The 21,866-nt window shown below is 68.8% G+C and carries 18 protein-coding genes; 13 read left to right on the top strand and 5 right to left on the bottom strand.

Features of this window, described 5'->3' with window-relative positions; all coding sequences use genetic code 11:
• Positions 1-78 precede the first annotated feature (78 nt).
• A complete protein-coding gene (locus LQ326_RS42210; RefSeq protein ID WP_234544390.1) occupies positions 79-1,737 on the top strand; it encodes a threonine/serine exporter family protein in 1,659 nt (552 codons plus the stop codon).
• Positions 1,738-1,861: 124 nt separating this feature from the next.
• Here LQ326_RS42210 and LQ326_RS42205 read toward each other — a convergent pair whose 3' ends face one another.
• A complete protein-coding gene (locus tag LQ326_RS42205) occupies positions 1,862-2,860 on the bottom strand; it encodes a DedA family protein (protein WP_234544409.1) in 999 nt (332 codons plus the stop codon).
• A 156-nt stretch (positions 2,861-3,016) separates the two neighbouring features.
• Here LQ326_RS42205 and LQ326_RS42200 point away from each other — a divergent pair, with 156 nt between their 5' ends.
• Positions 3,017-3,382: a YbjQ family protein gene (locus tag LQ326_RS42200; protein ID WP_234544389.1), complete on the top strand. Its 366-nt coding sequence runs from the start codon at positions 3,017-3,019 to the stop codon at positions 3,380-3,382.
• Positions 3,383-3,409: 27 nt separating this feature from the next.
• Here the strand turns inward: LQ326_RS42200 and LQ326_RS42195 are convergent, their stop codons facing one another.
• Positions 3,410-4,180, bottom strand: a complete 771-nt coding sequence (locus LQ326_RS42195; RefSeq protein ID WP_234544388.1) for a MerR family transcriptional regulator — start codon at positions 4,178-4,180, stop codon at positions 3,410-3,412.
• Positions 4,181-4,298: 118 nt separating this feature from the next.
• Between LQ326_RS42195 and LQ326_RS42190 the strand changes: the two genes are divergently transcribed.
• From LQ326_RS42190 to LQ326_RS42160, 7 genes are all read left to right on the top strand, one after another.
• The gene (locus tag LQ326_RS42190) at positions 4,299-5,585 is read left to right on the top strand and encodes an ion channel protein (RefSeq protein ID WP_234544387.1); all 1,287 of its coding nucleotides are present in this window, start codon (positions 4,299-4,301) and stop codon (positions 5,583-5,585) included.
• A 95-nt stretch (positions 5,586-5,680) separates the two neighbouring features.
• Entirely contained in the window at positions 5,681-7,090 is a 1,410-nt protein-coding gene (gene gad / locus LQ326_RS42185) for a glutamate decarboxylase (RefSeq protein ID WP_234544386.1), read from the top strand.
• Between the two features lie 324 nt (positions 7,091-7,414).
• Complete coding sequence (locus LQ326_RS42180; protein WP_234544385.1) at positions 7,415-8,089, top strand: hypothetical protein; 675 nt, start codon at positions 7,415-7,417, stop codon at positions 8,087-8,089.
• 7 nt (positions 8,090-8,096) lie between these two features.
• On the top strand, positions 8,097-10,385 hold the full coding sequence (locus LQ326_RS42175) for an N-6 DNA methylase (RefSeq protein WP_234544384.1): 2,289 nt from the start codon (positions 8,097-8,099) through the stop codon (positions 10,383-10,385).
• Positions 10,386-10,490: 105 nt separating this feature from the next.
• A complete protein-coding gene (locus LQ326_RS42170; protein ID WP_234544383.1) occupies positions 10,491-12,140 on the top strand; it encodes a class I SAM-dependent DNA methyltransferase in 1,650 nt (549 codons plus the stop codon).
• Positions 12,140-13,345, top strand: coding sequence for a restriction endonuclease subunit S (locus LQ326_RS42165; protein WP_234544382.1), 1,206 nt, complete (start codon positions 12,140-12,142; stop codon positions 13,343-13,345). Before LQ326_RS42170 ends, LQ326_RS42165 begins: the two co-directional genes overlap by 1 nt.
• Positions 13,342-16,692, top strand: coding sequence for a type I restriction endonuclease subunit R (locus LQ326_RS42160; protein WP_234544381.1), 3,351 nt, complete (start codon positions 13,342-13,344; stop codon positions 16,690-16,692). Before LQ326_RS42165 ends, LQ326_RS42160 begins: the two co-directional genes overlap by 4 nt.
• 12 nt (positions 16,693-16,704) lie before the next feature.
• Here LQ326_RS42160 and LQ326_RS42155 read toward each other — a convergent pair whose 3' ends face one another.
• The gene (locus LQ326_RS42155) at positions 16,705-16,926 is read right to left on the bottom strand and encodes a DUF397 domain-containing protein (RefSeq protein WP_234544380.1); all 222 of its coding nucleotides are present in this window, start codon (positions 16,924-16,926) and stop codon (positions 16,705-16,707) included.
• A complete protein-coding gene (locus LQ326_RS42150) occupies positions 16,877-17,713 on the bottom strand; it encodes a helix-turn-helix domain-containing protein (protein ID WP_234544379.1) in 837 nt (278 codons plus the stop codon). Before LQ326_RS42150 ends, LQ326_RS42155 begins: the two co-directional genes overlap by 50 nt.
• 170 nt (positions 17,714-17,883) lie before the next feature.
• On the opposite strand from LQ326_RS42150, the gene LQ326_RS42145 reads away from it, so the two are divergent.
• From LQ326_RS42145 to LQ326_RS42130, 4 genes are all read left to right on the top strand, one after another.
• Entirely contained in the window at positions 17,884-18,201 is a 318-nt protein-coding gene (locus LQ326_RS42145) for a hypothetical protein (RefSeq protein ID WP_234544378.1), read from the top strand.
• On the top strand, positions 18,198-18,533 hold the full coding sequence (locus LQ326_RS42140; RefSeq protein WP_234544377.1) for a hypothetical protein: 336 nt from the start codon (positions 18,198-18,200) through the stop codon (positions 18,531-18,533). Before LQ326_RS42145 ends, LQ326_RS42140 begins: the two co-directional genes overlap by 4 nt.
• Positions 18,534-18,623: 90 nt before the next feature.
• Positions 18,624-20,000, top strand: coding sequence for an AAA family ATPase (locus LQ326_RS42135; RefSeq protein WP_234544376.1), 1,377 nt, complete (start codon positions 18,624-18,626; stop codon positions 19,998-20,000).
• On the top strand, positions 19,997-20,797 hold the full coding sequence (locus LQ326_RS42130; RefSeq protein ID WP_234544375.1) for an HNH endonuclease family protein: 801 nt from the start codon (positions 19,997-19,999) through the stop codon (positions 20,795-20,797). The genes LQ326_RS42135 and LQ326_RS42130 overlap by 4 nt, the downstream gene beginning before the upstream one ends.
• Positions 20,798-20,839: 42 nt before the next feature.
• On the opposite strand, the gene LQ326_RS42125 is transcribed toward LQ326_RS42130, so the two are convergent.
• Complete coding sequence (locus LQ326_RS42125; protein WP_234544374.1) at positions 20,840-21,388, bottom strand: DinB family protein; 549 nt, start codon at positions 21,386-21,388, stop codon at positions 20,840-20,842.
• Between the last annotated feature and the right edge of the window lie 478 nt (positions 21,389-21,866).

Genomic DNA, 21,866 nt, shown 5'->3' with positions numbered 1-21,866 from the left:
CGTGTCCGCTGTGTGGCCACGCGCATACTGAGGCTGTCGTGGCGGTAGTGAAGGTGTCGTTCAGGGAGCGTTACGAAGGTGACGGAGGCGGAGCACCGCAGGCCCGGGGCGGACGAGGCGCGGTACGACCCGGAGCTGACGTCCGAGTTCGCCGTGCCCCGGGGCGTCGAGGTCCCCGAGGGCGGCGCGGGTGAGCCGGAGACGACGTCCGAGTTCTCGGTGCCCCAGGGGCTCGCGGCGCCGCAGTCGGTGAGCGCGGAGCTGGAGGGGTCGGCGTTCAGCCTGCCGAGCACCTACAGCGCCCAGGACGCCCCGCCCTCCTTCACGCCCGCCTCCGGGTTCCCCGCGGTCAGCCTCGTCAAGGACGCGCCCTGGCAGGACCGGATGCGCACGATGCTGCGCATGCCGGTGGCCGAGCGGCCGGCGCCGGAGCCGGTGCAGAAGGCCGAGGACGGCGGCCCCGCCGTCCCGCGCGTGCTCGACCTGACCCTGCGGATCGGCGAGTTGCTGCTGGCCGGCGGGGAGGGCGCGGAGGACGTGGAGGCCGCGATGTTCGCGGTCTGCCGGTCGTACGGCCTCGACCGCTGTGAGCCGGGCGTCACCTTCACGCTGCTGGCGATCTCCTACCAGCCGTCCCTGGTCGACGACCCGGTGACGGCGTCCCGGACGGTGCGGCGGCGCGGGACCGACTACACACGCCTGTCCGCCGTGTTCCGCCTCGTGGACGACCTCACCGACCCCGAGACCCATGTCTCCCTGGAGGAGGCCTACCGGCGGCTCGCGGAGATCCGCCGCAACCGGCACCCCTACCCCGGCTGGGCACTGACCGCGGCGAGCGGGCTGCTCGCCGCGGCCGCCTCCGTACTCGTCGGCGGTGACCTGCTGATGTCCGTGGCGGCCGCGGTCGGCGCGATGCTCGGCGACCGGCTGGCCTGGCTGTGCGCGGGGCGGGGACTGCCGGAGTTCTACCAGTTCATGATCGCCGCGATGCCGCCGGCCGCGATCGGGGTCGCCTTCTCACTCGCCCACGTCGACGTCGCGGCGTCCGCCGTCGTCACCGGTGGACTGTTCGCCCTGTTGCCCGGGCGGGCCCTCGTCGCGGGCGTCCAGGACGGGCTCACCGGCTTCTACATCACCGCCGCCGCGCGGCTGCTGGAGGTCATGTACTTCTTCGTCGGCATCGTGATCGGGGTGCTGACGGTCCTGTACTTCGGTGTGAAGCTGGGCGGCCGGCTCAATCCCGACGCGGCGCTGGTCGGCTCCCAACGGCCGCTGCTGCAGATCGCCGCGTCGATGGTGCTGTCGCTGACCTTCGCCGTACTGCTCCAGCAGGAACGATCCACCGTGCTCGCCGTCACCCTGAACGGAGGTGTCGCGTGGTCGGTCTACGGTGCGATGCGCTACGCCGGGGGGATTTCGCCGGTCGCCTCCACGGCCGTCGCGGCGGGGCTGGTGGGGCTGTTCGGGCAGCTGCTGTCGCGGTTCCGGTTCGCCTCCGCGCTGCCGTACACGACGGCGGCGATCGGGCCGCTGCTGCCGGGGTCGGCGACCTATTTCGGGCTGCTGTCCATGGCGCAGAACGAGGTCGACAAGGGGCTGGTGTCGCTGGCCAAGGCTGCGTCGCTCGCCATGGCGATCGCCATCGGGGTCAATCTGGGGTCGGAGATCTCCCGGCTGACCCTGCGGGTGGGGTCGGCCGGGAAGCGCAGGGCCGCGAAGCGGACCAGGGGGTTCTGAGCGCCTTTTCGGGGGCCGGTGCAGGTGCGTCGGCGGGTGCGGTGCGTCGTGGCTGGTCGCGCCCACGCGGCGGAGCCGCACATTTGTCCAGCCTCGCGCCCCCCGAAGGACAAGGCGTTGCCGCTTACGGCGCTTGGTAGTGGTCCTCGGCGTACGGGTTCTGCTGCTGGCCGTAGCCGCCCTGCTGACCATAGCCGCCCTGGTGGTGGTAGCCGTTCTGGTCGTAGTACGGCTGCGGCTGGGCGTACGGCTGCGGCTGCTGGCCGTACTGCTGGGGCTGCGGCTGCTGGCCGTACTGCTGGGGCTGCGGCTGCTGGCCGTACTGCTGGGGCTGCGACTGCTGGCCGTACGGCTGCTGGGGCTGCGACTGCTGGCCGTACGGCTGCTGGGGCTGCGGCTGCTGGGGGGTGTAGGCCGGCTCGATCCGGCGGAGCTGCGTCGTCGCGTCGTCCATCACCGGGGGGACCGCCTGGTGCTGGAGCGGCTGCTCCGTGCGGGCTGCCTTCTTGTCCTTCGCGCGGGCCCGCAGGAACTCGATGATGATCGGAACCACCGAGACGAGGACGATCAGGATCAGGATCGCCTCGATGTTGTTCTTGACGAGGTCGATCTTGCCCAGCCAGGAGCCGAGCAGGGTGACGCCGGCGCCCCACATGACGCCGCCGATGACGTTGAAGGTCAGGAACGAGCGGTACGCCATGCCGCTGACGCCCGCGATGATCGGCGTGAACGTGCGGATCACCGGCACGAAGCGGGCCAGGATCAGGGACTTCGGGCCGTGCTTCTCGAAGAACTCGTGCGCCTTGGCGACGTTCTCCTGTTTGAAGAGGCGGGAGTCCGGGCGGTTGAAGAGCGTCGGGCCGACCTTCTTGCCGAACATGAAGCCCGCCTGGTCACCGAGGACCGCGGCGACGCAGATCAGGGCGATGGCGCCCCACAGCGGGAAGTCCAGCTGGTTGGAGGTGATCAGCAGGCCGCAGGTGAACAGGAGGGAGTCGCCCGGCAGGAAGAAGCCGATCAGCAGCCCGGACTCGGCGAAGACGACCAGGAGCAGGCCCCAGATGCCGAACGAGTCGAGCAGCTTGTTCGGATCCAGCCAGCTCGGGCCGAGGGCGAGCGTCATCGCGGTTCCGGTCGTCACGGTTCCGGGCTCCTGAGGGGTGAGGGCACAGCTGGTTCCTTGTGCGGGCGCACAAAGCTATCAACGTAATGTGTCCGCCCCAGGTTCCACCGGTGGAACCTGGATGGACTGTGCCCGGCCTGGGGAATGGCTGTGGACATGGGTATCGAGGAGTACGGCGGCGGTCAGGGGCCGCAGGCCGATGTGCTGGTCGTCACCACGAACGACGTTCCCGGGTACCGGGTGCGGGAGGTCATCGGCGAGGTCTTCGGGCTGACCGTACGCTCCCGGCACCTGGGCAGTCAGATCGGCGCGGGTCTGAAGTCGATGGTCGGGGGCGAGCTGAAGGGGCTGACGAAAACGCTCGTACAGACCCGCAACCAGGCCATGGACCGGCTGGTGGACCAGGCACGCGCGCGTGGTGCCAACGCCGTACTGGCCTTCCGTTTCGACGTGACGGAGGCGGCGGGCGCGGGGACGGAGGTCTGCGCGTACGGCACGGCCGTCATCCTCGACAAGGAGTAGCCGCAAGGCCCGCTTCCGCCGGTCCGGTCACGCCGTGTGCCGGACCGCGTTCGCCTCGATCGCCTCCTTGAGGTGCTCGGCCAGGCCCGGGGCCATCGAGTCGTAGAAGGCCTTGAAGCGCTCGTCGGAGACGTACATCGCGGCGAGGCAGCGGTGCGTCTCGTGCGGGCAGTCGTAGAACCAGGCCGAGATGTGCCGCCGGTGCTCCTCGGCCATGTCCATGGCCCGTTCGCCGGCCGCCGGCTCGGCCGCGTTCACCAGGGCGGCGTAACGCGCGCTCCAGTCGTCGACCTCGGCCTTCATGCGCTGCCAGTCGGCCTTGGTGTAGCGGGCCGCGCGGCGCTGCGACTCCGCGTAGGCCTCGGTGCCGCCCCAGCGCCGCTCCGCCTCCTCGGCGTACTGCTCGGGGTCCTTGTCGCCGAAGACCTCGAAGCGTTCCTCGGGGGTGAGGTTGATGCCCATCCTGCGTGCCTCCATGGCGTGCTCCACGGCCGCGGCCATCTTCTGCAGCTTCTCGATCCGGGCGGTGAGCAGTTCGTACTGCCGGCGCAGGTGTGCGCGTGGATCTGTTTTTCCGGTGGCCTGGCCGTCGAGCAGGGCCGCGACCTCGTCGAGCGGGAAGCCGAGCTCCCGGTAGAACAGGATCTTCTGGAGCCGGTCGAGGTCGCGGTCGCCGTAGCGCCGGTGGCCCGCGGTGCTGCGCTCGCCCGGGACCAGCAGGCCGATCTCGTCGTAGTGGTGCAGGGTGCGCACGGTGACACCGGCGAACCCGGCGACCTGTCCCACCGAGTAGCTCACTTCCGCTCCTTTCATTTCCGTGCTCCAGACTGGGTCCTCACGCCACGTGAGGTGCAAGCCCGTTCCGTACGGCAGCCTCCAGAGTGTTACGCCGGTTTTGCCCACTTATGGTGGGCCCGTGGCCCAGGACACCGCGCCGCAGGCGCTTCCCACCCCGCCCTCGGCCCCCGCGCGTGCCCTGCTGCCGCTGATCCTGCCCGCCCTCGTCGTCGGTGTCGGCAGCAGCCTGCTGTTCCTGCTGGTGAGTTCGTCGGCCGAACGGTTCCAGCACGTCCTGTGGAACAACCTGCCGGACGCGCTGGGTATCGGGCGGTACTCGGTGCTGTGGATGCTGGTGATGCTGACCGCCACCGGGATCACGGTGGGGCTGGTGGTGTGGAAGGTACCCGGCCACGCGGGGCCCGATCCGGCCACCCTGGGCCTGGAGGCGGTGGCACTGCCGCCCGTCGTGCTGCCGGGGCTGCTGCTGGTGACCGCGCTGATGCTGGCGGGCGGGCCGAGTCTCGGTCCGGAGAACCCGATCATCGCGGTCAACGTCGGGCTCGCGCTGTGGCTGGGGCGGCTCGCGGCGCCCCGGCTGCCGGGTTCGCTGTGGCCCGCGCTGGCCGACGCGGCGACGCTCGGCGCGCTGTTCGGGACGCCGGTGGCGGCGGCGCTGGTGATCTCCGAGGCGCTGGCCGGGAAGCCGTTGAAGGGGGCGCTGTGGGACAACCTCTTCGGGCCGCTGATCGCCGCCGCCGCGGGCGCGATGACGACCGACCTGCTGGCCCGTCCGACCCTGGACCTCGGACTGCCCGCGCTCGGCCGGACGCGCTGGCCGGATCTGCTGGCGGCCCTGCTGATCGCCCCCGCGGCCGCACTGCTCGGCATGGCTGCCGTCCGCGCCTTCCCTTACGTCCACGGCGTCTTCCGGCGCCTGGGGCACCCCATGGTGGCGCTTCCGGTGGGCGGGTTCGTGCTGGGCCTACTGGGGGCGCTGGGCGGTCGCCTGACGCTCTTCAAGGGGCTGGACCAGGTCGCGGAGCTGGCGAAGGACCCGGATGCATGGTCGGCGGGACAGTTCGCCGTGATGACGGCCGTCAAACTGGCCGCGCTGACAGTGGCCGCCGCCTGCGGTTTCCGCGGTGGCCGGATCTTTCCGTCGGTCTTCATCGGCTCGGCCTTCGGGCTGTGCGCCCATGCCCTGGTGCCCGCCGTCCAGCCGTCGGTGGGCGTGGTGGCGGGTGTCCTGGGCATGTTGTTGGCGATCACCCGGCAGGGCTGGGTGAGCCTGTTCACCGCCGCGGTACTCGTGGCCTCGCCGAGCGTCATCGTGTTGCTGAGCATCGCGTCGCTGCCCGCGTGGCTGCTGGTGACCGGGCGGCCGAGAATGCAGTTGCGCGCGGACGGTACGGCCCTGCGCTGACCCTCGGTGAATTCCCTCAAGTCGTCCAAGCAGTTCAAGCAGTTCAAGCAGTTCAAGCAGTTCGAGTCGTTCACGTCGTCCGGGAGGCACTCCTCATGCCGCTGCACAAAGGTCCTCAGAAGCATCAACAGCGACCCATGTCCGTCAACCCGTTCTTCGGTGAGGCGAACCCGGTCGCCGGCATGGCCGAGGCCCCGCCCACGCACCGGCTGCCGGAGGGCCCGCTGCCGCCCTCGACCGCCTACCAGCTGGTTCACGACGAGCTGATGCTGGACGGCAACGCCCGGCTGAACCTGGCCACTTTCGTCACCACGTGGATGGAGCCCCAGGCCGGCATCCTGATGGCGGAGTGCGACGACAAGAACATGATCGACAAGGACGAGTACCCGCGCACCGCCGAACTGGAGCGGCGCTGTGTGGCGATGCTCGCCGACCTGTGGAACGCGCCGGATCCGGCCGACACCATCGGCTGTTCGACGACCGGTTCCAGCGAGGCCTGCATGCTGGCCGGGATGGCGCTGAAGCGGCGCTGGGCGCAGCGCAACGCCGACCGCTATCCGGGCGGCGCCCGCCCGAATCTGGTCATGGGGATCAACGTCCAGGTCTGCTGGGAGAAGTTCTGCAACTTCTGGGAGGTGGAGCCCCGGTTCGTGCCCATGGAGGGTGACCGCTACCACCTGGACCCGCAGGCCGCCGCCGACCTCTGCGACGAGAACACCATCGGGGTGGTCGGCATCCTCGGCTCCACCTTCGACGGGTCGTACGAGCCGATCGCCGACCTGTGTGCCGCCCTGGACGCCCTCCAGGAGCGCACCGGAACCGACGTCCCGGTCCATGTGGACGGCGCGTCCGGCGCGATGATCGCGCCCTTCCTCGACGAGGACCTGGTGTGGGACTTCCGCCTCCCGCGCGTGGCGTCGATCAACACCTCGGGGCACAAGTACGGGCTGGTCTACCCGGGCGTCGGCTGGGCGCTGTGGCGGGACAAGGAGGCGCTGCCCGAGGAACTGGTCTTCCGGGTCAACTACCTGGGCGGCGACATGCCCACCTTCGCCCTCAACTTCTCCCGCCCCGGTGCCCAGGTGGTCGCGCAGTACTACACGTTCCTGCGCCTCGGCCGGGACGGCTACCGCGCGGTGCAGCAGGCGTCCCGGGACGTGGCGACCGGGCTCGCCGAACGCATCGCGGAGCTCGGCGACTTCCGGCTGCTCACCCGGGGCGACGAACTGCCCGTGTTCGCCTTCACGACCGCCGACCACGTGACGGCGTACGACGTCTTCGACGTCTCCCGGCGGCTGCGCGAGAGCGGCTGGCTGGTGCCGGCGTACACCTTCCCGGCGAACCGGGAGGACCTGTCCGTGCTGCGGGTGGTGTGCCGCAACGGCTTCTCCAAGGACCTGGCGGACCTGTTCGTCGACGACCTGTCCCGGCTGCTGCCCGAACTGCGCCGGCAACCGCACCCACTGACCCATGACAAGGGTGCGGCCACCAGCTTCCACCACTGATTTCAGCACACGATTTCATCACCGGAGACCGGCGCCGATTTCGTTTGAATTCGGCGCCGGTCTTTCCGTTGGAAGCGAAGGAGCACACTACTGCCGAGAAGCCCGCTTCTCAGAAGCCACTGGACATCTACTACCCAGCGTCGTACTGTTACGTGCGTTGGGAGTGAGGCGCTCAAGCCATCACGGCGACGGTTCTACGGCATGCCCCTGGGCGGCGCCCTGCGTCCGGACAGAGCTGTGCCCCGGGCTGTGTGCAAAGCAGTGACAGTACTCCGGGGCGCACGTCTCCGAAGGTAACACGGAATCTTTCAGGGGGCGGCGGTCGTGACGGAGGAAGAGGCCAAACGGATCGTGGACGCGATCTCGGCGGAGAGGTTCCAGCCGTTTCTCGACGAGTGCGGTGGCGACCCCGTCGTCGCCCTGCGGCTGTACTGCTGGGACGGAGAGGCGTCGCGAGCGTTCCTCAGCGCCCTGCGCGACTTCGAGGTATCGATGCGCAACTCCTTCCACGCCCGGCTGGCCGGGCGCTACAGCCGTGCCGACTGGTGGGATTCCCCTCGCGTCCAGCTGACCGGCAAGGGTCTCCAGCAGGTGCGCAGTGCCAAGCTGGCCCTCCAGCAGGAGCACGGGCCGGGTTTCACCCCCGGTGACATGGTCGCCAAACTGACGCTCGGTTTCTGGGTTGGGCTGACGGGCCGTGGCCAAAACTACGAGATGCAGTTCTGGAACCCTGCTCTGCGACACGCCTTCGGCGGCTACCAGGGCAGGCGCGGCTCCCTCCAGCAACAGCTGGACCACGTGCGCCGCTTCCGTAACCGCATCGGCCATCACGAACGCATCTGCCACCGCCACCTGGAGAAGGACTTCGAGACGCTGCTTCAGCTCATGGAGTACGTATCACCCGAGAAGGCCGCACTGCACCGGCAGTTCAGCCAGATCCCCGAGGTGCTCGCCCGCAAGTCGCTCGTCCTGACCGGCGCCGAGCCGATCAGGCTGTGAGGCCCCGATGCCCCGCCCCACCCCCACGTTCATCTCATGGGAACGGATCCCCGCTTCCCAGCGGGAGTTGTCGACATCACAGCCCTACGCGCCAGTCTCTCTTGGTGAGATCAAGGAGCTCGCCGGGGTCGGACGCCCCACGGTCAGCAACTGGCGGCGGCGGTTCTCCCGGGAGGCCCTGGGCGGTCCGGGCGACTCCCGCCGTCCTTTTCCCGACCCCGTTCCGGGCGCGGGCAGCGAGAGCAAGCCGCTCTTCGACGCGGCGGAGATAGCGGACTGGCTGGACCTGCGCACCGTCCCGGACGCCGAACCCGACGAGGACGGCCGACTCGAAACCTACGGTGACCGGTTCCGCCGTGCCCTGCGGCTGCGCGGTCTGGTCGCGCTCAAGCACCGGCTGGGCTCGGCGGAGACGCTGATCTCCCAGGCACTCGCCGTCATCGCGATGTCCGCGGAGGGCGGGGACTGGATCACCGAGTACCTCCCCGAGTGCCTCCTCGCGGAATACGACGCGGCCGACCCCGATGTCGTCCGCGCCACTCATGAGCTCATGGACGAGATCGGTGCACCCGGATGGGCGGCCGACGCGCTGCTCGGCCTGGACGACGAAGGCCTTGAGATCGCCAGACGGCTCGAATCCGACCTCGTCATGGACATCACGCCGCGGCCGGTGGTCGCGCTGGTCGCCGCGCTCATCGGCCCCAACGAGGGTGGTCCCGGGCAGCGTTCGACGATCAACCTGTGCGCGGGCCTCGGCGAGCTGTTGCTCGGGATGGGCGGCGGCCCGTACGAGGATCTCAGGGGCCACGGTGAACTGGTGGCCGTGGAATCCGATCCGCTGCTGCGCAAGCTGCTGCAATATCGGCTTCTCAGCTACGAGGCTGGGGCCGTCGACGTGTGCGCCTCCCCTTCGGACCTCGACACTCTGCGCGCCTGGAACCAGGCGCCCGTCGAGCCTCACGACTTCTCGAAGGCCGATCTGGTGCTGGCCGATCCGCCGTACGTGTCGGGGGAACGGGAGCGGGATACCGAGGGCCCTCTGTGGTGGGCGCAGGAAGCTGTACGCCGGCTGCGGCCGGAAGGCCGCGCGTACGTCGTCGTCCCCGCCTGGACGCTGACACGCACGAGCGGGACCGGCCCGGTGTCCGTGCGAACGCCGACGGTCGGCGCGCGCGAGGCGCTGCTGGAACGGGGCTGCGTGGAGGCGGTCATCCAACTCCCGCGCCGTATCCACCCGTTCCGTACGGGTGCCGAGTACGCGCTTCTCGTCCTGCGTCCGCAGACGGCCGCTCCCGGTTCGGTGCTCCTGGTCGACGCCGACCGCATCGCCCAGCGGACGGAGACCAGGGGGGAGGAGTGGATCGGCCCGGCGGTGCAGCTGACGCGCCCCGGCGTGGTTCCCGAGCCCGACGAGGACGGACCGGCCGAGGACAAGGACGCCTACGACCGCAGGGACGCACGCCGATTCCCCGTACGGGCCTCTCGACCGGGCGGTGAGCAGCTGCTCGACAACCGCTCGCTCCTGCCCGCCCACCGGCTGGCGGCGCCCGAGGCACACGTCGACCACTTCGAGGAGACGCTCACCGCGCGCCGGTCCCTTGCCGCGGCCATGCCCCGGCTGAGGGACTGGCTCGGCGACATGAACATCGGCAAGCGGCAGACGCCCGTACGACACCGGAAGCTCGACGAACACCTCAGGGCGGGGCGGCTGAAGCTGCTGACCGGGCACCGTGTGAAGGAGAGCGACATCGGGGACGCCGGGCTGCCGGTCATCGGGCGTGAGGAGATGCTCGGCGAACTCCCGGTCGGGACACGCCGCATCGCCCCCGAGGACCTCGCCGCGTACTCCTCCGCGAAGATCACCGATCCGGGTGACGTTCTGCTGCTCGCCGAGCACGGGGTGCGCTGCCAGGTCGACGCGGCCGGCGGGTGCGTGCTGCTGTCTCCCGTGCAGGGGCTGCGCATCACGGCCTACCGCGGCCACGCCCGGGACCTCGCCCGGGGCGAACCGGTCCGCCCCGACGCGCTGTGGATGCGTCCGCACTCCCTGGCCCGCCTCCTCCAGGCACCGCGCAACCAGCATCGCGGCAGCGGCTCGCTCGTACGACGGATGAGCGTGCGCGACATGGATCTGCCCCAGCTGCCGCCGGACGAGATCGCCGAGCTGGAGAAGATCCTGGCCGAGACGGAGCGACTGCGGGCGGATGTGCGCAGGCAGTTGGAAGCGTTGGACCGGCTCGCCGAGCGGGTGTCGGCCGGGGTCGCCGACGGCGGGCTGGCGTTGCGAAGACGGTGATGGTGACGGGGGTTGGTCGTAGGAGAGTTGGGTCCAGCGCAATTCAGTGCAGTGCAGGTCAGTACAGGTTCGTGTTCGTAGTGCGTCGAAAGAAGTGAGAGTCCCGTGCCGCCACGGAAGAAGAAGGAAACCAAGCCGGAGGACATGAAGTCCATCCTCTGGAAGTCCGCGGACAAGCTGCGCGGAAGCCTGGACGCCGCCGAGTACAAGCACTTCGTGCTGGGCCTCGTCTTCCTCAAGTACGTGTCGGCGGCGATGGAGGAGAAGCGGGCCCAGTTGGAGGAGGGCCTGCGTCCTGGCGGCTGGCTGCTGGCCGACCTCGGCTTCGAGGGGGAGGCCCCGGCGGCGGCGATCCCGCAGATCCTGGAGGACCGCGAGCTCTACACCGGCGCCGGCATCTTCTACGTGCCGCCGACGGCCCGCTGGGAGGTGGTGCTGGAGCGGGCCGTGGGCACGCTGGAGGACCCCACCCTCGGCAAGGTCATCGACACCGCGATGGAGACGATCGAGAAGTTCAACACCTCGCTGAAGAAGGGCACCCTGCCCCAGCAGTACAACAGCGGGCGGGTGGACGAGACGACCCTCGCCGGCCTGGTCAAACTCCTCGACCGGCTCACCTTCCAGGCCCAGGTCGGCGAGGACGGGCAACGGGTCGGTGCGCGGGACCTCATGGGTGAGGTGTACGAGTACTTCCTTGAGCAGTTCGCCCTCCAGGAGGGCCGTAAGGGCGGCGAGTACTTCACCCCGCCGAGCGTGGTGAAACTCCTCGTGGAGATGCTGGAACCGGAGGAGGGCGAGCGCGTCCTCGACCCCGCGTGCGGCTCGGGCGGCATGTTCGTCCAGGCCGAGCGGTTCGTGGAGACGCACGGCGGCGACCGCATGAACGTGGCGGTGTACGGCCAGGAGCGCAACCTCACGACATGGCGTCTCGCCCACATGAACCTCGCCATCCACGGCATCGAGGCCGACCTCGGCGAGGGCCCCGCCGACTCCTTCCGGGACGACCAGCACGGCGACCTCAAGGCGGACGTGGTCATCGCCAACCCCCCGTTCAACATCTCCGACTGGGGCGGGGAGTTGCTGGGGGTCGACGACCGGTGGACGTACGGCACTCCGCCGGTCGGCAACGCCAACTTCGCGTGGATCCAGCACATGGTGAGCCACTTCGCGCCGGGAGGGCGTGCGGGCATCGTCCTCGCCAACGGCTCGATGAGCAGCAAGTCCGGCGGCGAGGGCGACATCCGGCGCGCGATGGTCGAGGACGACCTGGTCGCGTGCATGGTGGCGCTGCCGGGCCAGTTGTTCCGGTCGACGCAGATTCCGGCGTGCCTGTGGTTCCTCGGAGAGGGGAAGGGGCGGCACTCCAAGTGGGTGCGGGGGCGGAAGGGCGAGGTGCTGTTTATCGACGCCCGGGAGATGGGCGTCATGGCCTCGCGTACGGAGAGGGTGCTGACGGAGGAGGAACTGGGGCGGATCGCGGGGACATTCAGGGCTTGGCGGGGAGCGGAAGGGCCGGGTGTCGGGGCGTACGAGGATGTGCCCGGGTTCTGCCGGAGCGTGCCGCTGGAGGAGTTGCGGGAGCACGAGTTCGTGTTGACGCCGGGGCGGTATGTGGGGGTCGCGGAGGCGGAGGTTGACCCGGATGCGGAGTCGGTGGAGGAGCGGGTGGGGCGGCTGAGCAAGGAATTGTTCGGGCTGTTTGAGGAGTCGGGGCGGCTGGAGGCTGTGGTCCGTGAGCAGTTGGGGAGGGTGTGATGTACCAAACACTGAGCGACGTGTGCAATTTGATCGTCGACAGCGAGCACAAGACCGCTCCAGCTGCCAAGCCCGGAGCGGAGTATGGCTACTCGGTTGGCACGCCGCACATCCGAAATGGGCGAATCCTCTTCGACGAGGCGATTCCGGTCGACGAAAAGACGTACTCAGCATGGACGGCACGTGAAGTCCCTCAGGAGGGCGACCTGATTCTCAGCCGAGAGGCCCCTGTGGGCCAGGTGGGACGCATCAACGCGGGTCAGCGAATCTGTCTCAGGCAACGCACCGTCTTGCTTCGGCCAGCTTCGGAATATGTGAACTCTAGGTATCTCCTCTATGCACTTATGGCACCGGCTATTCAAGAGCGCATGCACTCCAAGGCCTCAGGATCAACCGTGCCGCACCTGAACATCAAGGAGGTCCGTTCCCTCCGCCTAGGGCGCCTCCCTGGATTGCCGGAACAACAGGCCGTCGCCGAGATGCTCGGCGCGCTGGACGACAAGATCGCGGTCAACGAGCGGATCGCCGAGACCTCACTCGACCTAGCCGAAGCCCTGTACATCCATAAGTCCTCCTCCAGCCAGGGCTGGCGCGACATCAGGCTCGCCGACACCTCGCGGTGGCTGTCCGGAGGCACTCCGAAGACCAGCGAGCCCAGTTACTGGGATGGGGACATCCCCTGGATTTCCGCCGTGAGCCTCAAGTCACCGTGGATCGACGACTCGGACCGCAAGGTAACGCCCGAAGGCGCTGAGAGCGGAACCCGTCTCGTCCCGGCGGGAACTATCATCTTCGTCGTCCGAGGAATGAGTCTGACTTCGGAGTTCCGGGTTGGCCTCACTCGACGGGAGGTCGCCTTCGGACAGGACTGCAAGGCGCTGACCCCTCATGCCGGAATTGACGCGCCCACCCTTTTCCTGGCCATCAGGTCACGGACGCCGGAAATCCTCGGTTTCGTGGATCTGGCGGGACATGGAACAGGCCGACTCGCAACGGACCGAATCGCAAATCTCAGTGTCAGGCTTCCCGACGGCAGCGCGGCCGCAGAGTTCAGCCAGTTCGTTGCACCGCTCGCCGATCGAGCAAGCGTCACCAAGCGAGAGAACCGTGCCCTCGCCGCCCTCCGCGACACCCTCCTCCCTCAGTTGGTGACCGGCAAGCTCCGTATTAAGGACGCCGTACGAGTCGTAGAGGACGCCGTATGAGCACGGCCCCCGGCGGAGAGCGGTCAGCTGGCGCCCCCGGCCTCGCCCAGCCGTACGACGACGGCACCGGCACCGATCCGCGCCCCATGCCCGGAGCCACCATTCCCTCCCCCGAAGCCGCCGCCACCCACGCCGAAGCCCTCACCTTCTCCGAAAAGGACTGGGAGCACATTGCGCTGGACCAGCTCGGAGAGTTCGGCTGGCTGCACATCGACGGGAAGGACCTCGGGCCGGCCCACGGTCAACGCAAGTCGTGGGATGACCTCGTCCTCTACCCCCGCCTGCGCACCGCCATCGCCACCCGCTACCCCCACCTGCCCGAACCGGCGGTCACGGCGGCCATCGACGAGTTGCTGAAGCAGTCCCCCGGCGCCGACATCCGCCAGAACTGGCTGTTCTACCGGCGTCTCACCGTCGACGCCGTGAAGGTCGCCTACCGGGATCCGCTCACCGACACCGAGAAGCACGAGACCGTCCGGGTCGTCGACTTCGCCAACCCGCACGGGAACGACCTCGTCGCCGCCTCCCAGGTGCGGGTGCGCAGTGACGCCCGGGGCCGGGAGTTCGTGTTCGACATCATGCTGTACGTCAATGGACTCCCCCTGGGCGTCATCGAGTTGAAGAAGGCCAGCGGCCCCGACGACTCGCGCAAGGCGTACGACCAGATCCAGAACTACCGGCGGGAACTGCGCCACGACGGCGTCTTCCGGACGCTCCTCCTCGCTGTCGCGTCGGACGGCATAACCGCCCGCATCGGTACCCCGTTCACGCCCTGGCAGCACATGGCGCCGTGGCACGCCGACGAGGACGGGACCCTCCTCCGCAAGCGCGAGTGGCAGGACGGGCGGGCGCTGGAGCGGATGATCCAGGGCCCGCTGGAACCCGGCCGGTTCCTCGACCTCGTCGGCTCCTACCTCTCCTACTCGGCCGAGAGCACCGGCGACGTCGACACCGTCAAACTCGCCAAGGCCCACCAGTACTTCGCCGTACGAGAGGCCGTCGCCGCCACCGAGGCGGCCGTCGCCACGGACGGCAAGGCGGGCGTCGTCTGGCACACGCAGGGCGCCGGCAAGAGCGAGGAGATGCTCTTCTACACCGGGAAGGTGGCCCGCACCCCCGAGTTGTCGAACCCGACGATCGTGCTGCTCACCGACCGCATCGACCTCGACAGCCAGCTCTTCGGCACCTTCGTCAGGAGCCACAGCCTGCACCGGGTCGTCGGTGAGCCGGAAAAGGCGAACGACGCCAAGCAGCTCAAGGAACTTCTCACCCGGGACGACAACGGCGGCGGAGTCGTCTTCAGCACCCTCCAGAAGTTCCGGATCAGCAAGGCGGAGAAGGAGGCGGGCGCCCGGCACCCCGTCATCTCCCCCCGTCGGGACATCATCGTCATCGTCGACGAGGCGCATCGCAGTCACTACGACTTCGAGGACGGTTTCGCCCGAAACCTCCGGGACGCTCTCCCCAACGCCACCTTCCTCGCCTTCACCGGCACGCCCATCGACAACGGCACAGGCAGCACCGAGGCCGTCTTCGGGCCCACCATCCACACGTACGACCTCACCCAGGCCGTCGACGACGGCGCGACCGTCCCCGTCTACTACGAAGCGATCCTCCACAAGGTCAAACTCAAGAAGCCTCTCCCCGAGGATCTCGACCTCGACGAACTCGACGCCCAAGCCGAGGGTTTGGTCGAAGGACTGTCCGAAGACGAGCAGAAGCGCGCCCGGCGGAAGTTCGCCACCTTCGAGGACATCATCGGCGCCCCGGAACGGATAGAGGACGTGGCCAAGACCGTCCTCGAACACTGGGACAACCGCCGCCGCGAGATGATCAAGCTCACCGGCAGGCCCGGCAAAGGCATGATCGTGTGCTCGTCCCGAGCCATCGCCGCCCGGCTCTTCGAGGCGATCGCCCGCCGCCGCCCGGAGTGGGCCGGTGAGCGGGACGAGACCAGCGGCCTGTATCCCGACGACACCGGCAAGGTGCGCGTCGTCTTCACCGGCAACCCCGGCCACGACGACGCAGAAGTCGCCGACTACGTCCGCACTCCCACCCAGCTCAAGAGGATCCAGAAGCGAGTGGTGGACAAGGAGGAGAAGGACGAACTCGAACTCGTCATCGTCCAGTCCCTCTGGCTGACCGGCTTCGACGCCCCGCCCCTGCACACCCTCTACCTGGACCGCCGTATGCGCGGTGCGGCCCTCATGCAGGCCGTCGCCCGCGTCAACCGCACCTGGGGCGAGAAGCCCTCCGGCCTAGTGGTCGACTTCCTCGGTGTCGCCCAGGACCTCACCGACGCCCTCGCCGAGTACTCCGCCCCCGACCAGGAGAACCGGACCATCGGCGCACCCGTCGAGGAGGCGTGCGCGTCCGTACGGCGCACCCACCAGCGGATCGGGGACGTGCTACGCCCCTGCCCCTGGCGCGAGACCCTCGACGCGCACGGGTACAAGGAAGCCCTCTACGACGTCCTCGAATTCCTCAAGGAAGCCGAACCGGACCTGGAACCCGGCAAGCCCACCCGGCACCAGCTGTTCATGCACTACGCCCAGTTGCTGTCCCGGTCCTTCTCCCTGTGCTCCACGCATCCGGACGTCCAGGACCTGCTGCCCGACATCCGCTTCTACTCATCCGTCCGCACTTCCCGCCAGAAGCTCACCGTCGACGACCGGCGCTCCGACGGACTCGCCACCGAGGCCGACGTGAACCGGCTGATCGAACAGCTCAAGGCCGAAGCAGTCGCCGCGGACGGTGTCGTCGACATCTACGACGCCGCCGGCCTCACCAAGCCCGACCTCTCCCACCTGGGCGAGAACTTCGTCCAGCAGATGAAGGCCAGCCGCCACCCCAACCTCGCCATCGAGGCCCTGCGCCGGGCCATCAAGAAGGAGATCCGGGACGCCCACCCCGGCAACGTCGTACGCCAGCGCACCTTCACCGAGAAGATGCAGGAGGTCATGAACCGCTACCACAACGGTCTCCTCACCTCCGCCGAGGTCATGGACCTCCTCGTGGAGCTGGCCCGCACGATCTCCGCCGACCGGTCGCGTGCCGAGGAACTTGGTTTGACCGAGGACGAGCTGGCCTTCTACGACGCGGTCGCTGCCAACCCCTCCGCACTGGAAATGGGTCAGGGCGTGCTCGCCGAGATCGCCCACAAGCTGTGCGACCTCGTACGAAAGGACGTCACTGTCGACTGGCGCGTCAAGGGCCAGGCCCGCGACCGCATCCGAGGCAAGGTCAAGCTCCTGCTCCGCCTGTACGGCTACCCGCCGGACGAGGCTCCGGACGCGATCGACCGCGTACTGAAGCAGACGGAGGTCAAGGCGGAGGAGTGGTCTTGAGTCACCTGGCGGTCAGGAGGGGAACTCGCCGTTCCTGACCGCTGTGACGAACGACGACCACGCGGACGCCGGGACCATCACGGCAGGGCCGTACGGGTTCTTGGAGTCGCGTATGGGGACGCCGGAGGGCTGGTCGTCGAGGACTTCCAGACAGCTGCCAGCCTGGTCGTTGCTCCAGGAGGACTTACGCCAACCTTTCAGCACCGCCGCGTTCGGGATGGTTCGGTAGGTCATGGCGTTCGTAGTCCCTTGCTGTTGCCCTGAGCAGAGCCAGGGATTCCTTGAGAGGCAGGGCGTTACCCAGCGCGAAATCGTAGCGATGCTGGAGTTCCTGGACGATGGCTGGGGCATCATGGATCCTCCCCATCCACAGACCCTCGCCGTAGGCCATGGGCGGCTGGTCCTCGAACCACATCAGCGTGAGCATGTTGCTCAGCAACGGGTGGACACCCAGTGCGAATGGCAGCACATGTACCTGGATCCGACCGATCTCGGCCAGATGTACGAGGTGGTTGAGCTGCTCCGCCATGATGGCCGGCCCGCCGATCTGGCGCCGTAGCACGGCTTCGTCCAGCAGCGTCCAGAATACGGGCATCTCCGCGTCGTCCAGGAGTTTCGCGCGCTCCAAGCGTGTGACAAGGCGCCTGTCACACTCCTCCTCACTCACCCGGGGGAACGACGTACCCAGAACCGCACGCGCGTACCTTTCCGTCTGAAGGACGCCTGGCACGAACGACAGGGCGAACTCCCTGATCATGACCGCCTGCTGTTCGAGCAGCCGCGCCGCCTCGAAGTAGTCGGCGACCGCCACGTCCTCCTGCGGCAGAAAACTGCTGAGCACGTTCCCCGTGTTCAAGGCGCTGTCCAGCCGCCTCGCGTCCTCCTTGGACGGCACCCGGCGCCCCGCCTCGATGTGCGCGATGTGCGAACGGGTCATGACCGCCATGTCGGCCAGTTGCTGCTGCGTCAGCCGCGCCGATTCACGCTGTTCCCTGAGCCAGTCGCCGTACATGTGTCCCACCGGTTCAACTCCCCTTGTGACAAATGCTCTGTCACATCAGCACCCCTGGCGAGCCTAGCTCCGACCGTCCCACTCTGTAAGCGCATCGCTACTCAAAGCGAGTCCCCCGCGACCGCGCGACCGGTCCGGGGGCATGGCCATCAACCGCACTGCTACATGGAGTTGACGACGTGGTTCACCGTATCGCCCGACCCTTCGCCCCACTGCTGGAACTTCTGTTCCCCGGCACCGGACGTCGCCGTCTCGCCAACGCCGCTCGGACGGGGCCGCCGCCGGCCCCCTCGCACGCCCCCAAGCCGACCGGCCATCGCCCCGGCTCCCGACCCCTGCACGGCGAGGACCACACCCTCGTACGCCCCTACCTCGTCGCCCATGAACGGCGGGAGGAAGCACGGCGCAGGCAGGCACGGCGCCGCACCCTGCGTCTCGCCGTCCACGGCGTTCACGTGGCGCCCGCCGCGATCCACCGAGCGGAGGTGCCCGCATGACGAACGCCGTCGTCACGCACGCACGACTGCTGCCGTGGGCAGGCCCGGAAGGCAAGCCCTGCTACCTGGTCACCGATGGAACCGGGTACCTGTCCCGAGTGGCCGACACCGTCGAGAGCGTCCAGCTCGGCATGGCCGGTGACCTCCTCTGCCACGCGGCCGACATGCTCGCCGACCGGCGGACGACCGCTGACCAACTTCGCTTCGTGCTGGCCCGGATGAGCGAGGCCCTGACCGACGTTCGCCGCATCGCGGAGAGCAGAGGACGCCGTGTCACCGCGCCCGCCTGCCTCGACGCCGACGACGGCACCGATGAGTACGGGCACTGCTGACCCGGCCGCCGGAACATCCCGGTACTCCCCCGTGTCAGACCATCGTGAGAGGCTGACCATGCTCAGCACGGGAGGGTGGGGGGAGGGCAGATGTACGTATCCGGAATCGCTTTCTCGAACGTCAGGGGGTTCAGCGGCGAGCGTTCCGTCAAGGACGAACTGCCGCTGACCGCGCCCCGGGACGGCGGGGGCTGGACCGTGATCGCCGGGCGCAACGGCTCGGGCAAGTCGACGCTTCTGCGTGCCCTGGCCCTGTCCCTGGCCGGGCCTCAGGCGGCGCGCTCCCTCGTCCAGGACTTCGGCGGCTGGATCAGCACCGGTGAACGGTCGGCGTGGGCGCGGGCGTACGTACAGCCCGACCACTCGTTCGACCGGTTCACCGGACGCGGCGCGGCACCAGAGGGCCGGATCCCGCTCGGAATCGACTGGACGGTACCCGAGGACGCGGCGGACAGGCCGCGCTACGGGGTGCCGGCGCAACCGCGGCTGGCCTCGTACGGCGGCGAAGAGGACGCTACGAGAGACGCGGCCCGCGGCCCCTGGGCGCACAACCCCCAGGGCTGGTTCTGCGCCGCGTACGGGCCGTTCAGGCGGCTGGTGGGTGGAAGCGGCGAGGCGCAGCGGCTGATGCTCGCGTCTGGGCCGGTGGGTCGTATGGCCTCCCTCTTTCACGAGGATGTCTCGCTCGCGGAAGGGGTGACCTGGCTCAAGGAGCTGCGGTTGCGCAGCGTGGACGAGCAGCGGGACGCCGGTGAACTGCTCGACGCGGTTCTGAAGCTGCTGTCCGACGGGCTGCTCCCCGACGGCTACCGTGCCCTGCGGGTGAACGCCGACGGGTTGTGGGTGGCCCCGGCCGGAGACCCGGAGCGGGCTTATCCGTTGAGGGAGATGAGCGACGGATTCCGTGCCGTGGCCTCCCTGGTCCTGGACGTCGTGCGGCAGCTGCAGAACACGTACGGAACGCTGGACTCGGGCCCGGACGACGAGGGGCGCCCCGTGGTCCGTATGCCCGGCGTCGTGATCATCGACGAGGTGGACGCCCATCTCCACGTGACATGGCAGCGGCGGATCGGCGACTGGCTGCGCACGCACTTCCCTCGGATCCAGTTCATCGTCACCAGCCACAGCCCGTACATCTGCCAGGCCGCCGATCCCGGCGGACTGATCCGGCTGCCGGGCCCGGAGGAACGGCGCGGGCCGGAGATCGTCGACGACGCGCTGTACCGAAGGATCGTGTACGGCAGCGGCGAGGACGCCGTGCTGTCCGATCTGTTCGGCCTGGAGAGCCCGTACTCCAGGCGCGCGGAGGAGGAACGCCGCAGGCTTGTGCGCCTGGAGAAGAAGGTCTTCGCCGGGGAGGCGAGCGAGCAGGAGGCGCTGGAGTACCGCGACCTGGCCGCGCGGCTCAGCAGCAGCCGTTCGGCCCGAGCCCACGAGGTGGCGGCCCGGCTGGGGAGCGGTCAGTGATTCCCTTACGGCGGCCGCCGGCCAGCGGCGATCTGCTGAGACTTTGCGCTGACCGTACGGAACGGATCCGGCAGCTCGGGGCGACCAGCAAGGCCGCGCAGGAGCAGTGGAAGGCCGGGACAGAGGCCAAGGCGGGGATCCGCGAGCTGCTGGTGCGGATGGCGCCGGGTGTGGAGCGGTGCATGTACTGCCTGGACAGCGTCGGCACGGACATCGACCACTTCGAGCCCAAGTCACGCAGACCGCTGCGCACCTTCTGCTGGCACAACCACCTCCTGGCCTGCTCGCGCTGCAACAGCAACTACAAGCGCGAGGAGTACCCCTGCGACGACTTCGGGCAGTGCCTGCTGATCGACCCGAGCGTGGATGATCCCGCCGATCACCTCACGCTCTTACCGGCGAGTGGAGAGTTCGAGGCCCTGACTCGGAAGGGTGAGGAGACCCTTCGGGTCTTCGGCCTCAACCGCCCCGAACTGCTGCTGGGCCGCCAGGACGCCTATATCGGCTGCTGCGATGTGATGACCGCCTGGCACAAGAACATGCTCATGGACGAGGTCGAAGGGGCACGGCGTCGGGCCTACGCGTTACACCGTGAACCCTTCGCCGACGTCCTGCGCGCGCTGGAGGACCTGGGCCGCCTGCCTCATGCCGCCCTGCTGCTCGGCTCTGCGGAACTCGCCGAGGCCGTGGCAGCCTGGTTGGCCGCGCGGGCGGGATCGGTCCCCTCCGACAGCCTCACTCGAACCCTGCCAGCAACGCGAAGCGAGTTCCCCGCGAACCTGCGCGCGCTTCCCTGACGTCGCGTCGTCACGTGTGCCGCCCGCCGAAGGCCCGCAAGGTCAGCCCCAGGACGTGCCCTGTTCCAGCGCCACCAGTTCGAAGGCCGTCTTCCCGTCCAGGGACTCGCGGATGATGTCGGCGTGGCCGGCGTGCCGGGCGAGTTCACGGATCAGGTTGAGGCACACCCAGCGCATGGAGACCCGGCCCTCCGGCGGGAACCAGGGCTGCGGCGGGAGCGGGAAGGTGTCGTCGAGGCTGGGGACCGAGAGGATGAACTTCTCAGTCTCGGCGGCGACCTGCTCCCAGTGGGCGAGCTGGGAGGCCACCGTCTCGTCGCCGACCAGCTGGAAGGTCTCGTGCCAGTTCGTCTGGTCGCGTTCGATCGCAGGCGGCTCCTGCTTGGCGCGGGCGATCCAGCTCTGCTCGACCTCTGCGGCGTGCTTGAGCAGGCCGGACAGGGACAACTCGCTCGCGCTGGGCTTGCTCGCCGCCTGCTCGTCGGTGAGGCCGAGGAGTGCCCGGCGGATGCCGCCGCGCTGTTCCTCGATGAACGAGAGCAGTGCTCCGCGCTCGTCGCCCTGTGCTTCCGCGGGAACGTGAGTGACCATGTCCGGCCGCCTTTCCTCGGGTCTGTTTCCCTGACCTGACCGAAGCTACGGGCCCTTTAGGACAGATCCCGTCCTAAAGGGCCCGGAGGGCCGAGTTGTTCCACAGGCACCGTTCCTGAACCGCCACACGACACCCTCGAAGTGCGCCCGCAGGTTCTCCGGGTACGGCCCGAACTCACCGACCGGCAGGAACGGGGAGATGAACTCCCACTCGGCATCCGAAAGTTGAGGTCGAGACACCCCACCGTTTTACTCCAAGGCCCCCGGCCCTCCCGGGGCGGGCCCACGAGATCACAACTCCACACAGGCCCAGGCGCTGTTGGCTGGTTGCGTTCGCCAAACCGATCTCGGCCCGCGAAGCCCTCGACGGCCACCCAAGTGTGCAACCGGCGTTCCCCCGACTGGAAAGAACCTGCGCGACCGCCAGTGGAATTTGGCATGGACCTGCCCTTGATCCCCCGCTATGCTCTGCCACGCT

The sequence above is a fragment of the Streptomyces shenzhenensis genome, from assembly GCF_021462265.1.
Lineage (GTDB): Bacteria > Actinomycetota > Actinomycetes > Streptomycetales > Streptomycetaceae > Streptomyces > Streptomyces shenzhenensis.
Note: the sequence above shows the minus strand (reverse complement) of the source record. Positions and strands in the feature narration are given on the sequence as shown.